Raw genomic sequence first — 13,575 nt, forward strand, 5'->3', positions numbered from 1 at the left:
GCTATTAAGCGCAAGCAGGCTCAGGGAAATGGAAAAGGGGAGAGCCTTGTCTCGATAATAGTGTGCTGATCATTTGCAACAATAAGTAATTGGCGGAAATAGACTTTTGTCTATTTAGCCGGTGTTCGCATCGGCTTGGCGGCGTTCCTGCAGAAACTGAATAAACCGATAGGTCAGGCTTTCTCTGGCGGCGTTGGGCGGCCAGAGCGCATAGACGCCCAAGGCGTCGACGTTCCAGCCTGGCAGGGGATCGCATAATCGCCCGACACGCAGATCTTCCTCCACCAGAAAAGCCGGCGGTGTGGCTAAGCCGAGTCCTGCTGCGGCCAACTGGCAAACCGCATCTATGCTGTCCACGGTAATGCGCGGTGAATAGTCAATGCGATGACATTCTCCTGCGGTGTTGTACAGCAACTTATAGTTCGGTCGCATCTGCAGTCCGATCCATTCCCAGTCCAGCAAGTCTTCCGGTTTGCTGGGCGTCGCTCTGGATTGAAGATAATGGGGCGAGGCCACCAGACGTCGAGTCAGGTCGAAAAGCTTTTTCGATTTCAGGGCGCTGTCGGGCATCGCGCCGATGCGTATCGCCAAGTCAATGCCGTCGCGAATCAGGTCCTGTCTTATATCGCTGTAGTTTATACACAGCGAAACCCTGGGATAAGCCAACGCAAAAGCGGCGACGTCTTCGGTAAAGGGGCCGCGCGCCAACACGGCGGGAGCGGTGATGCTCAACTTGCCGGTCGGCTCCGCCGCCTGTTCGGCGATGGCGTTCAAACCGGCCTCCGCTGCCGCCAGCATGGCCTTGGCGTGTTCGAACAGACGTTCGCCCTCGCTGGTGAGCGAGAGTCGTCGAGTAGAGCGGTAAAGCAGGGCGACGCCAAGCCGGGTCTCCAGCCCTGAAATATGGTGGCTGACCACGGAAGGCGACAATGACAGCGCACTCGCCGCGGCGCGAAAAGAGCCGGCTTCCACCGTTTTGGCGAAAACCGCCAGAGCGCGTAAATCGTCAATCATTATTCGATACTATCGATCAGTGAAAATGAATTGGCCCATATTATCATTGCTATTCCGTGCGCATATAGTTTTCTCGACTAATCATCACATCTTCTGAGGAAACAACGAATGACGGATACCGAAACCGCCGACCTGAAGTGCGCCATAGTCATCGACGCCAACCTGCCGATCGGCCCCATCGCCAATACAGCCGCCGTATTGGCGCTATCGCTGGGCAAAGCCTTTCCCGAATTAATTGGCGACGCGTTGCCGGACCATAACGGTCATCTTCGCGCGGGAATTACCACCACCGCCGTTCCAATACTGCGCGCCGAAGGCGTTCGCCTGCGCAGTCTGCGGGAGGAATTGAAGGAGCACGAGCCGCAACTGACCGTTATCGATCTCACCAGCGCCACCATGACGACCAAGAGCTATGAAGCCTACGCGGAAAAGTTGCTTTCCACTCCGATTGATGAACTTGAGTATCTGGGCGTCGCCCTTTGCGGACCCAAAAAGATCGTTAATAAATTCACCGGCAATCTGGGGCTGCTGCGCTGACGTCAGCAAATGCCATCCAAAGGCGGCGAATAACAAAGGAGAGACCAAATGTTATTGAGTTTTATTGTCGCAACAGTGCTGATCACACTGGCGCCAGGCCCTTCCATGCTATTGGTCATCGCCAATACGCTGCGCAGCGGTCTGGGGCAGGGGATATTCACCAGTCTGGGCGTGGTGGTCGCTGATACGATGCTGCTGTGCCTGACTGTCTCTGGTTTGGGGGCGTTGGTGCAGACTTCTGCACTGGCGTTCAATTTGCTGAAATGGTTTGGAGTAGCCTATCTCGCATATCTGGGAGTACGCCAGCTTTGCAGCCAGCCTTCAACGGAAGATCTGTCCGGCGCTGAAGTCGCCAAACAAAGTCCATTCAAACAAGGCTTGGGCGTCACCCTGCTTAACCCTAAAATCATCGGTTTTTTCATCGCGTTTTTCCCTCAATTCCTCGACGCCAACACGCCTGTCGGCCCGCAAGTCATGACGCTGGGGCCGCTGTTCCTTGTTATCGTCTTCCTCATCCTGGCGGGATACGCCATGGCGGCCAACCGTGTCCGGCGGTGGCTGGCCGGCGCACAGGCGCAATCCGTGTTAAATAAATCATCAGGATTCGCTTTACTCGTATGTGGAGCGGCGGCAGGGTTGACGACGCGCTGAAAAACGACATCATAGCCGCAAGTTTAAGAACGTCGTGCTCGAGTGAACTCTAATACGCAGGTTCAATATAAATAGGGGCTAACTTTCTATCTGAATTTATAACGCGACCAAGAGGTATGACGTGCGGAAATTTGCAGATAAAAACGGATTTGACGTTTCTCTATCTCAAATAGAGGGAACTGATGCTTTCATGTACATCCTTGAAGGCTCTCCATTTATGATCCTACCCACCAATGATAGACACCCTGTTGAGCGATTAGATCACTCAACAGAGGTGAGCTAGGACCAGTCAGAAAACTCTGAACCTTAAACTCCTCCAACAGAATATTCCAACAAGTACGAAGCGGAATCCCAGACATCAGCTCATCGACCTGGCGTGAGCCGTGTCCATCGTGACGGGCCTTAGGACCTGAAAAGATTCTCCATAAAAGCGGCTACCGGTTGCCTGGCCATAGGCAGGTTAAGCAGGGTGTGGGGCGCATCGGGTATTAATACGACGCTGGCGTTAGCGCGCCCTTTGAAAGCCTCTATACAACTTCCCTTGGCGGACGCATTTCCGAGCCATTCATTGGCGGAAGAGAAGTAAGGGTCGCTGGCGCTGATGACGTTCATGATGGGACGCCCGTCGAGCACAGCAGTATCGGGAGAAGCCACAAAGTAGTTATGCTCGCAACTCCACGAAAAGATAATTCGTCCCGCGAATGCCTCGCCGCTATAACGGGCTACTGCAACCGATCCTTCACTGGCGCCCGCCAGCGCCAGGCGTTGATTGTCAGCCCAGGGAATCGTCTTCAACGCCTGAATGGCCAGATTGATTTCAGAGCTGCGCAGGGCATGGATTTTCTCGTAGATATCCTTACTGACCGGCGACTTATAGGTCAGTCTATCTGGCAGGGCGTAAGAGTCGGGGGCGAGACTGGCGATTCCCAGGCCAGCCAGCCACTGTTGCCATTGACCAATAGCTTGCAAACCCAAACCTGAGGAACCATGCAGGAATACCACCACGGGAACCTTTTTCTCCAAAAGCTTTGGCGCATTTTTTAATAATCCCAGATAGATATCGCCGCCAGTGACGCTGCCAGGCAGCGCTATCTGAGCGTTGCTTATCGCCTTACGGGATGAAGCCGCGTTGTGAGCGCTTGCATGTCCCTTTACTTCTCCCTGTGGTGTTTTGGCCTCCGCCTGCAGGGAAAGGGCGGCGTAGGTATATAGCATGACAAAAAGAAAGCGGGATAGTTTCATGGTGCGGCTCCGATACAAGCTCCAATAGTGACGTCACCACTTTAAAAATCAGTTTGAGTGATGTCTAATGCATTAATTGAGCTGATTAATAATTAAGAGTTATGAATCTATCTCAGCGTCATCTCCAGATGTTCGTTACCACTGCCGCTTATTGTAATGTCTCTCGGGCAAGTGAAATCCTGCACATCAGTCAGCCAGCGTTGACTCGGGCTCTGAAAGAGCTTGAAAGCCAGCTCGGCGTCACCCTGTTTCAGCGCACAACCCGCAGAATTAATCTGACCATGGAAGGCGAAAGGTTTCTGCCGGTCGCCCAGCGGCTTCTCAACGATATGACTGTTGCGATAGATATGGTGCGAGGGGAAGCGACAGGGCAGCAGGGTTCGATTAGTCTGGCGGTGGGTGAGGCATTTGGCTGCACAGTGCTTCCAGCCGTGCTAAAGGTGTTCGCCCAAAGCTTTCCAAGGGTGCGTGTCAGGATCATCAATGACAACAGTCAGGGGATTACCCGACGGGTTGATAATAGTGAAGTGGACTTCGGTATTGGCTCCCCTGTCGGAAACACGGGAGCATTGTTGTGCACCCCGTTGTTAAGCGCTCCACTGGGGGTGCTTGCCGATCCCTCCGAGTACAAGCTTGGGACTGACGTGGATGTCTGTGACCTGGCGAGCCTGCCTTTGCTTAAAGAAAGTAACGATACCAGTATTCATCATTTGCTTAGCGTCAACGGCTCGGATGTGGTGGCATGGATGAGTATCGGAATTGAGGTTTCGAGCCTGGCGCAACAGCTGGCATTGGCCCGGTCTGGAGTCGGTGTTGCTGTACTGTCTGCTTTGGGGGCGTCGCACTATGACGCTGTATCCATGAAGTTCTCCCAACTTAAGCCAGAGATAAACAGGAAAGTTTTCCTTATGCAGCGCAGGGACAAAGTGTTATCACCTTCATCCCGAGCATTATTGGCGACGATCTTTGAGCATATGCATTCAGTACCCCTGCATTCCATGGTTCGGCTGGCCAAGGGCGAAACATTTTCTTCGTAGAGCAGGCCCAAATGGAGTTTTATAGGGTGGTATAAGCCCAGAAGTTTGGCTGCTGTTCATCCAATAGCTTTCAAAGAGGGCGCTTCTAAGCATGGCTCGCTAGTAGTGGCGCTCACATTGTAAAGTGTATCAGAACTCTGAAATAACAAGAGCAGTTTTGGTTTCTTTTTTGTAGAAAAAATGAAAGTTTGGCATGTATCTATGGGAGTAGTTTATGCCCTCTGAAAATCCTATGTATATGTATTCATTTCCGCTTTTGTCAAAAAACCGAACATATTTATTGAGGCTGTCTTCGTTGCCAGGAATGTCAAAAAGACTGTGAGAGAAACTGTCCTGTATTTCGCAGAAGCAGTTTGAAAAGCTGGTTATGTTACCTCCGGCATGGAAAAGTGGAAGCTTCGAGCTTATATCGCCTAAAGATGTTATGTATCCATCTCTTTTGAATGACTCTTTAGTTTCTTGGAACATCTCTCTCGCTACCTCCGAGAAATGCTCGAAGGAATGCAGGTCACTTTCAGTGCAATCTACAGACCACTTGCCATTTCTATTTGTGTATGTCAACCAAAGCTCCCCACAATTGCCGCCTATGTTGTTTATACCTAAAAGACCTTCTTCATTTCCTAGTGGAATCGCAAGCAACACATCGCTCTCTATATTTCCCCCAAGTTTATAAATGCCAAGAGGTAGGAGGAGACGCTTTTCTAGCTCGGAAGAAAATACTTTTTCAGGATCAGGGAAGGCGGTGAAAAACTCGCAGTCTGAATATATGGTTATCTCATTCATAACTATCATTTTTAATATAAAAAGGATTTGTGATTTTCTTTATATAAATTTATTGGCTCTAGTTTTGTATCTCAACAGTTGGTTCACTTTATTAGTTGGCGTGACTGTTTAGTTTCCTGATATTGGTTTTCGGACTACTTGCTTTATTTGAAATCACTTCCTGAGGTGTTGATGTCAGTAGTTACATATATTTTCATAAATTTGAAAATTGATTCTTCTACGTTGTTCCACTTTCTCAGCATGGACCTTCCGAACGAGAAACTAATGTTGAAGTTCTCATATGCTGAGTCTGCAGTACAAACTTTGTTACAGCTTATAATGCGTATCTTGGAGTTTTTTCCTTCGATTGGTATAAAGTAATCGGTGTCGTTGTATTCTGTGCAGCCGATTTGATCGAACAAATCTTTGGAGTATTTTTTCATGTCGCAGCCAAACCTCTTGTAATGACGAAGTCCATGATCTATGTTGCCGATTTCAGTTAATCCATTTAGGTTATACTCGTTCCTTTTTGAGTAATCATTCTTTAAAGTTAACGATATTATGTTGTTGCCTTCCTTGACATATTCGTGTTTTGCTGGCTGCATGTTAGATATTTTGAATTTTATGGTAACTATAGTGCTTTCATCTGGGAATTTTTTATAATCCGATATGTAGTTGTAAGGAATCTTTACTTGTAAGTAGTTTTCGTTTTTGCCATGGGGAAGTATTTTTTTTCAAATATATTGTCGTCGAATTCTTCTTTGCTACAGCCTGATAATAAAAATAATGAGACTGTTAATTTTAAGAATAGTATTTTTCTCATGATTAAATGATTTTTAAATTTTTGATTTGAAGTGTTTATTTTGGGAATTATGTACACTTTGACTCTTGAAGGAGATTGCACTGTTGTGCTAGAGTCAAGTAATCACGCCAGAGAGAAATATACATCGATAGGTATGGAGAATTTACATCTCTTGACCATTATTTATTATCCTTGAAATAATACTTCCCACGATTAAGCACACTTAAGGCTTTAATTACTTCAGACTTAACCCAATTCTTTTTTTCGTTGTCTTCGATTGCTAGCGGTTTAAGGGTGCGGGTCTGATATTCGGTTTCTAGAAGGTATTTTTCACCATCTAAATATAAGAGAACCCTGCCTACGCCGAGTACATAGGAAATCTCTGTTGCGTAATAATTTCTGTTTCGATCTATTACCCAGGGGTTTAAATGACATATATCGCCATAGGGCGTCGCGTACTCAAAACTAATTCCTGGTTTAGCTCCTCTTTTGTGAGCTGTCTCTAGTAAATGATCCGACCAATCACCGCGCAGGTCATCTTGAACTCTTATGCAGTCATCAGGGGTTAGGCGTTCTAAAATGTAGCTCATGTATTTTCCAAATTACGTTTTATGACTGCTTGTATAATATTCTTTGACTGTATACTTTTAAAATTGCTCTCTAGCCAAAAGGGCAGGCGGACTGGTGTGAGCCGAACATAGAAACCCAGGTAACTATGGGTTATGCAGAGGTTCTCTAGTGCTCTCCAGAAAATAGCTTGGCCAGACTGGTGTTGCGCATCTCTATGGCTGTGCTCAGATAAAGCTGTCTCTTTTTATCTGAAAACAAACCAAGTTCGATACTTTTCGAAAGTAAAATATTGACTATTTTGATGTCTGACTTGACTCTTATCGAATAATGTAAGTAGTCGTATTCGGTCATGTCTATATTGTGTGATAAAAGCAGGTCTACTACTTCGCTGTCATTGCTTAATATGGCATGAGATAATGTTCGGTTTATCTTGCCTTCAAAGCTCATTTTTGCCCCATTGGCTAGCGCTTCTTTTATTATTAAAAAGATGCCTCTATCTGCTTTAACTTTAACACTTGCAACACGGTTCATTATTCCATATTCAATAATTGACTTTTCAGCCTCGCCACTCTTCCAGGCAATGCTGTTAACGTCTAACCCTTTTTTTAGTAATGTCTTAAATATTTCGTACTCGCCATATCTTACAATTAATCCTAAGAGAGTTGAATTCCTGTATTGTTTTGAATGTATGTCAACGTCGCGATTCAGCATTTTTTTTGTTAAGTTTACAAGATGATCACTACTGACCATGGTAATGGCTAGTGGTGATATTTTATACTTATTTTTACTCAGCATGTTAGGATTAGCTCCTAATTCTAATAATTTATTTGTATTATCTTCGCACTCTTCTTTTTCATCTCTATTGATATGCACTAGATACTTGCATGAGTCCATCAACCTATGAAGTGGCGTCCATCCATCACTATCAAAGCTGTTTACATTGTCTCTGGTTATTTTTGACATGTTCACTTTTTCTATGTCTGCCAGACACGCGCTAATGCTGAGTGCTGAAATTACTGTTGCCGTGAATATTTTGACGACGGTATTTTTCACAATTTACTCTTTTGGCTATAAAGTTTCTTAAATGATACGAAACAATCGTATAGTAAAGCCGTGACCAAACCTATAACGCCTACACATACTCTTATCAAGTATGAAGCAAAGTAGACTTCATCTGAATCATCTCTTAGGTCCGTATAGAGTAGTGACATTTCAAGAACTGATGATGTCAGTATGCAAGCTGCTCCCACACCTATGATAGAAAACTTTGCAACTATATTTCTTCTAAGAAAGCCGCAGAGAAGAGCAGGGATGTAGGTCAGAACGTGAAACGCCAGATAACTGAAGGGTACGGCTCCTCTTTCTAGAATCCGCCCCCAATGAGGATCAATATAGCTATTAATTCTACTGTAAAATATTAACGTAGATAATATGGTTGTAGTTAAAGATATCGTGATCAAAATAAAGAAATATTTTCGATCTTTAAGGCACGATGAGATGTATGAGTGAAACACTTGGATTCTCTTTGCTTATCGCTAGGACGTTAGATGCAGCTAGTATATGGATGTAGGAGCAGGTTTTTTTGCCTGGGGCTAATGTGTTGAAAAAGGTCTCTAACTTCTGCATAGTTTTATATACCAATAGGGATCTTCTATTGGCTTTATCAGGCATGGCTCTTTATGGGTGTTATCAAAAGGCCAGTCTAATGTCCAGCCAAATGGATATATCCAGTACCAGTCTAGAGATGACACTACTTGGAATCTTTTACTATTTTCGCCTTTATGATCAGTAGTGGATAAAAGCCATCCGCTCTGAAACTTTTGAGATTGGGGAATGTAAAGGTATTCTTTTTTAAGTAAACCAAGTTTTGCGGAGTAAGCCTTTGAATCCTTTGTGTATATATCTAGTTCTCTAAACTTGGATCTCTCTGATAGCGTCGCTGCTGCGCTTCTTTGATTATAATCTTTTGAATATGGACTATTTAACCAACTGGCGCCACTATCAATTCCAACAACCCCTGTTCTGGCGATAATGTCTTTGCCCTCATCGGTGTTCTCCCAAGTGAACGACACCTGTGCTGCTGATTTTATTAGTTCTTTTTCTTCACTATTTAAATTTATCTTTCCCTGATTACCTTCTGCGACTAACGCAAGTATGTAACTATAATGGTACTGAAGTTCCACCAGTCTAAGGAAGTCATTCCTGTATTTATGGAAGTTATCAACCATCTCTTCGTCAGAAGGCAGAGAGTGAGTAAACTTTTCTATGGTAATTACCGTGTGGCCTACTTCGCGGATAAATCTTTCTTCATTCCCAGTACTCAAATACGCGCCAATATTCGTTAGAAACATGGTCGTTATATTTAAAAAATATGTATGTCTGAGAAGAAAGTAAAGCAGTAAAAGATAAGTGCACCATCGAAGCTTACGGCTCGATTTCCATATAGGGTTGACTCTCATTGGCGCCGATTTATGTGCTGGTTTAATTTTATCACTCATCGAAATAATACATCCCACGATTAAGCACATCCAAGGCTTCAACTGCTTCAGACTTGACCCAATTTTTCTTCTCGTTGTCTTCGATTGCCAGGGGTTTAAGGGTGCGGGTCTGATATTCGGTTTCTAGGAGGTGTTTTTCGCCATTCAGATATAAGAGAACTCTGTTTACACCAAACCCATAAATGATTTCTACAGCATAATGGTTTCTCGTTGTGTCTATTACCCAGGAGTTGATATGCCAGACGTCCCCATAGGGCGTTTCATATTCAGAGCTAATTCCAGGTTTTGGTCCTCTTACGCTGGCCAAATGAGAAAGGTGTTCTGGCAAATCTTCGTTGAGATCACGTTGAATTCTTATGCAGTCTTCAGGTGTGAGGCGATGGAGTATGTAATTCATAGTAAATGCCCAGTGGGTGCGTGATTAGCCATTCAGCTTCGCCCCACAGTTAAAACAACTTATCGCCCGGGCGCTGACTTTTCGTCCGCATTCGTCGCAAACCAGGGACGCTTTCCCGGCTGAGGTTTGGGATTTCTTTTCAACTTCCGCCAGTTTGGCTTTTAGTCTGGCGCTGGAGCAGCCGTCTTCTTCCATGATTTCCCACATGGCCTGACAAAGGTGGGATAGTTTTTCCACTTTTTTCTCTAACAGGCGCACGTCTACGGCGATGCCTTCCGCCCTGGTTTTGGCGTTGCGCGCTTCGCCATGGGCTCGGGAGATTTTGAAGTTTTGAAAAAGGTCATAGAGGTTCATGGGGAGTTCCAACTGCCTGTCACTACTGTTTTGCTAACGATTATTGGGTCGGGGAGGCGAACAGGTCCACGGCGTCAGGGAAGGTGTTGAATAAGGCGCCGTTTTTGTTGATGGGATGTTCGTCCATGGGGGTATCCGGATGGTCCTGTTGCTGGGCGATTGTGTTCCCGGCGAGGAGCCGGTTCGCTGATAGGGCGCTATCTTACTCATTTTGAGTCTCCAATCCCACTTTCTGTAGGCGTTCTTGTTCTCTAATCCTGCAAAGACTGGCGCAGTAGCGCCCCAGTCTGGGTGAAAAATCACCCAGTGCGGGTCAGCGTTACTCCAATGCTGATTCTGGCTTGGCGAATCTGTCGAAAGTTGGGGCTGGATACTGATAGCTGTCTGGTTTTTGCGGGTCGGAATAGACCCGCTTCTCGTCCCAAATCCTTGCTTGGATATAACGTGAAACACGTGTGTCGCCCGGCGCGTTCGAACGTTGCTGATTGTCTGGAAAAGTGGAATGAAGCTTGCTCACGCATAGCTCACCGAAATCAATGATCGTATGCGCAAGAATTCAGCGGATCGAATCTATAACAATGAAGAACCACGTGCGTATCAAATTGCGGCGGCCGGTGGCGGCGCTGGAGGATCTGCCTCATTGGCAGCAGTTGCTGGGCAATCGGCGGCTGGAGCATGAGCGTTTTCTGCCGGACGTTGATCGTATCTTTCATCGGCATCGACTGTCCTTTTTCGCCACACGGGAATATCAGCCCGCCGGGCCGAACTGGTCTGAAGACGAGGTCGCCAGCGGCTTGAACCGCGTCTATCGGTTGGTCCTGTCTCGCGACGGTGACATTCCTCCCGACATGATCGCGGAAATTCGTCTGCTGCCGGAGGTGGAGGAAGCCGCGCCCGGCGATATCGGGCAAATGGAGCTGAATCCACGCAGCGCAGCTATGAGCGCACGCACTGACCGCGCCTCGCGGGAGGCCATCTTTCTGGAAGAGGCGCAGGCGTTCAGCCAGGGCGACAGCGATATTGTGGTGGCGGTATTGGATACCGGCGTCGAGCTGGATCATCCCGAACTGCGCCATGCTATCCGCGGTGGTTATGACTTCGTCAACATACTCGACGGCGCCAGTGAATTTATCGGCGACTATATCGACGCGGACGCCATCGCCGATGACGAGGTCGGCCATGGCACCCATGTGGCCGGCATTATCGTGGGTAAAGGGCAGGGCATGCCGGGCGGTGTGGCGCCTCGTTGCAAACTGATCCCCGTGCGAGTGCTGGCCGCCATGGAAAAACAGGGACGTCGGGTCGGCGCCGGACTCATCGAAAATATTAACGCTGGCGTTAAATATGCGGTGGATCAAGGCGCGCATGTGATCAACATGTCATTAGGCGTAAGACATGAGGGCGGCGGCCTACCTCACCAGGAAGTTATCGACTACGCTTATCGGAAAGGAGTCACCATCGTGGCGGCGTCCGGCAACGACGGGTTACAGGAAATGTATTACCCCGGCGCGTTTGAAACAGTCATCGCTGTCGGCGCAATGGACGCGCAAGGGCAAGTTGCGGACTTTTCCACCTACGGAGACCAGGTCTCCTTTATCGCTCCCGGCGTTGACGTCTACAGCGCCTACCTGGACAACGAATACGCGTTTTCAACCGGCACCTCCCACGCCGCGCCCTTCGTAACCGGCGCTGTGGCGTTGCTGAAATCCTATGCCCGCAAAGCCGGACGTACGCTGTCCGACGGGCAGATCAAACATATCCTCAAGCACACCAGCGACAAAATCGACAATCGCTTCAAACACCGCAAAGCCGGATACGGGAGACTGAATCTGGCGGATGCGATGCGTTATCTCGAGTTCAAGCTTGGCCAAAGGAGAGAACGATATGGCTACCACTGAAGAGAAAAAAGAGTCCTCCGCCCGCACTGCGGCGGGAACCACCGTCACGGCGTCGTCCGCTCTCGACTTCGGCGACTTGAAGAACGAGTGGAGCAAATTGCTGGAGAAGCAGCGGCCGGACGCGGAGAGCAATCTGCTCAAGGTAAACGTCCGCGCCGGCAAGATCGACCCGCTGGCGGAAGCGGCGCTCAGCAAGGTGAAAGAAGTCTATTCCACCAATGAGAACACGCTGCGCAAGCTCATCACCCGCAAGGGCTGGGCGACGGAGCTGGACCGGGTGATCAAACGCATCAACAGCCTGCGCATCAGCGAAAGCAAACGCGTGGTGTTGGCGGCGGTGTATCCGGCGCTGTTGAACAAGTTGCTGAGTTGCAACGGCGCGGATGAGGAAGTGAAGGACGAAATGGGATTCACCGATTCGGTGTTATTCGAGCTGGAGCGCGAAGACGGCCCCCTCGACCGATTCGCCCAGGAGGTGGTGAAACTGGTGGGGGCCAAGCACCGCATCAATTTTGCCGAAGACAATGTATTGTGCGACCTGATTGCGCATCAGGTTCGCGCCGGCCTGTAATCAGCGAACGGGACGTCAACCATGCCTAGCAACACAAAAATCTCGCTTAACCCCGGCGCCTTGGAGGCCGCGGTATTAAAACTGATTAATTCGGTGAACGAGCAGGGGCAGTTGCCGGCGTTGCTCGAAATCTACATCGAGAGCAACGAGATCGAGAAGTCCCGGTTCACGCCGGAAGTCAAAGCGGCGATGATCGACTATCTGCTGGATCGCGGCGTACAGATCGACGACATCGACAAGCTCAAAAAGGGCGGCTACGACGAACATTTCGCGCTCGCCTATGATTACGCGCTGAGCACCGCCGGCGGCGAGGAAGATCCTCTGGACGCGGCGCGGCGTAAAGGCGGCGGACGTGGCTTCGGACAATGGGACTTCAGCGTCGATCACTTCGAGGACGTCGAAGAGCAGGGCGTCGTCAAAGAGAACATTCTCGCGGCGGGCGCGCTGGATTACATCTTCGAATTCGGCGAGCGCCTCGGCGTGTTCCGTCTGGTGGATGCGCTGGTGCTGAATTGGGCCGCAGGCTCCATCGATGTGGTGGAGGGTCCGGCGGCCGCCCGTCTATACCGTTACTGGAAGCTGCGGGAAGAGCGCGCCTCGCTCGACGAACGCGGCATGGTGTATCGCCGGGTGTTGAGCAAGGGCTCCACCGAAGTGCTGTCGCGCATGGTGGTCAACGAGCCTTTCCCCTTGCTGTGGCGCAACCTGATGGCGGAAGTGGCGGAATACATCGACAAGACCGAAAAAGTCGATGACGGCGCCGGGGAGTTTTCTCCTGTGTCCCGCTCCCGCATCTACCAGGCCACCCGCGAGCTGCAATACAACCTGACCGAATACTGTACCGGCATGGCTCACGTGCAGGCGCGGGAATTCTACGCGCAACTGCAGGAGTGCTTCGAAATCCTGAAGGATGACGAAATCATGTCCTACTTCGGCGGCAATCGCCGTAAGAGCCTGTGGACGGTGATCGAACGGCTGTCCAAGGAAGAATTCGGCGCTTCCCCCAATATCGCCGCGCATCGCTCTTTGGCGGTGGACGGCAACCGCATCTTCCAGTGGATCGCCAACTTCAATGAAGCGGCGGTGCGGCAGGAGGATTTCATCGCCTTCCTGCAGGCGGCTGAGTCCTACATCCTCAACTTCACCTCCGCGTCGGATCAGGAAATTGACGAGTTTGCGGAAGAGGATGACTTCGAGTTCGCCGACGAGGACGACGATTTCTAACCCAGGCCAACAGGGAGC

14 protein-coding genes are annotated in these 13,575 nt (G+C 48.9%); 6 read left to right on the forward strand and 8 right to left on the reverse strand.

Annotated elements, in window-relative coordinates; genetic code table 11:
* Nucleotides 1–114: 114 nt before the first annotated feature.
* Entirely contained in the window at nt 115–1,014 is a 900-nt protein-coding gene (locus ACQYWX_RS13235; protein ID WP_431689097.1) for a LysR family transcriptional regulator, read from the reverse strand.
* Nucleotides 1,015–1,122: 108 nt separating this feature from the next.
* Between ACQYWX_RS13235 and ACQYWX_RS13240 the strand changes: the two genes are divergently transcribed.
* Complete coding sequence (locus tag ACQYWX_RS13240; protein WP_431689098.1) at nt 1,123–1,551, forward strand: DUF2000 domain-containing protein; 429 nt, start codon at nt 1,123–1,125, stop codon at nt 1,549–1,551.
* Between the two features lie 48 nt (nt 1,552–1,599).
* Nucleotides 1,600–2,202 carry a LysE family translocator gene (locus tag ACQYWX_RS13245; protein ID WP_431689099.1) on the forward strand — a complete coding sequence of 201 codons (603 nt, stop codon included), beginning with the start codon at nt 1,600–1,602 and terminating at the stop codon, nt 2,200–2,202.
* A 402-nt stretch (nt 2,203–2,604) separates the two neighbouring features.
* Here ACQYWX_RS13245 and ACQYWX_RS13250 read toward each other — a convergent pair whose 3' ends face one another.
* Complete coding sequence (locus tag ACQYWX_RS13250) at nt 2,605–3,444, reverse strand: dienelactone hydrolase family protein (protein ID WP_431689100.1); 840 nt, start codon at nt 3,442–3,444, stop codon at nt 2,605–2,607.
* A gap of 101 nt (nt 3,445–3,545) precedes the next feature.
* On the opposite strand from ACQYWX_RS13250, the gene ACQYWX_RS13255 reads away from it, so the two are divergent.
* Entirely contained in the window at nt 3,546–4,481 is a 936-nt protein-coding gene (locus tag ACQYWX_RS13255) for a LysR family transcriptional regulator (RefSeq protein ID WP_431689101.1), read from the forward strand.
* A 129-nt stretch (nt 4,482–4,610) separates the two neighbouring features.
* Here ACQYWX_RS13255 and ACQYWX_RS13260 read toward each other — a convergent pair whose 3' ends face one another.
* From ACQYWX_RS13260 to ACQYWX_RS13285, 6 genes are all read right to left on the reverse strand, one after another.
* A complete protein-coding gene (locus ACQYWX_RS13260) occupies nt 4,611–5,264 on the reverse strand; it encodes a hypothetical protein (protein WP_431689102.1) in 654 nt (217 codons plus the stop codon).
* Nucleotides 5,265–6,224: 960 nt separating this feature from the next.
* Nucleotides 6,225–6,635, reverse strand: a complete 411-nt coding sequence (locus ACQYWX_RS13265) for a hypothetical protein (protein WP_431689103.1) — start codon at nt 6,633–6,635, stop codon at nt 6,225–6,227.
* A gap of 145 nt (nt 6,636–6,780) precedes the next feature.
* The gene (locus ACQYWX_RS13270; RefSeq protein WP_431689104.1) at nt 6,781–7,668 is read right to left on the reverse strand and encodes a hypothetical protein; all 888 of its coding nucleotides are present in this window, start codon (nt 7,666–7,668) and stop codon (nt 6,781–6,783) included.
* A gap of 560 nt (nt 7,669–8,228) precedes the next feature.
* Nucleotides 8,229–8,939, reverse strand: a complete 711-nt coding sequence (locus ACQYWX_RS13275) for a hypothetical protein (protein ID WP_431689105.1) — start codon at nt 8,937–8,939, stop codon at nt 8,229–8,231.
* Between the two features lie 166 nt (nt 8,940–9,105).
* Complete coding sequence (locus ACQYWX_RS13280; protein WP_431689106.1) at nt 9,106–9,510, reverse strand: hypothetical protein; 405 nt, start codon at nt 9,508–9,510, stop codon at nt 9,106–9,108.
* Nucleotides 9,511–9,534: 24 nt separating this feature from the next.
* Entirely contained in the window at nt 9,535–9,864 is a 330-nt protein-coding gene (locus tag ACQYWX_RS13285; RefSeq protein WP_431689107.1) for a zinc ribbon domain-containing protein, read from the reverse strand.
* 590 nt (nt 9,865–10,454) lie between these two features.
* Between ACQYWX_RS13285 and ACQYWX_RS13290 the strand changes: the two genes are divergently transcribed.
* The 3 genes from ACQYWX_RS13290 to ACQYWX_RS13300 are packed head-to-tail and all read left to right on the forward strand — an operon-like array spanning nt 10,455 to nt 13,557.
* Entirely contained in the window at nt 10,455–11,762 is a 1,308-nt protein-coding gene (locus ACQYWX_RS13290; RefSeq protein WP_431689108.1) for a S8 family peptidase, read from the forward strand.
* Nucleotides 11,749–12,333 (forward strand): hypothetical protein, encoded by a 585-nt coding sequence (locus ACQYWX_RS13295; RefSeq protein ID WP_216738352.1) that lies wholly within the window; start codon nt 11,749–11,751, stop codon nt 12,331–12,333. The genes ACQYWX_RS13290 and ACQYWX_RS13295 overlap by 14 nt, the downstream gene beginning before the upstream one ends.
* A 21-nt stretch (nt 12,334–12,354) precedes the next feature.
* Nucleotides 12,355–13,557 carry a hypothetical protein gene (locus tag ACQYWX_RS13300; RefSeq protein ID WP_279507171.1) on the forward strand — a complete coding sequence of 401 codons (1,203 nt, stop codon included), beginning with the start codon at nt 12,355–12,357 and terminating at the stop codon, nt 13,555–13,557.
* The last annotated feature ends 18 nt before the right edge of the window (nt 13,558–13,575 follow it).

The organism is Hahella sp. NBU794 (assembly GCF_050749805.1).
In the GTDB taxonomy this organism is placed as follows: Bacteria; Pseudomonadota; Gammaproteobacteria; order Pseudomonadales; family Oleiphilaceae; genus Hahella.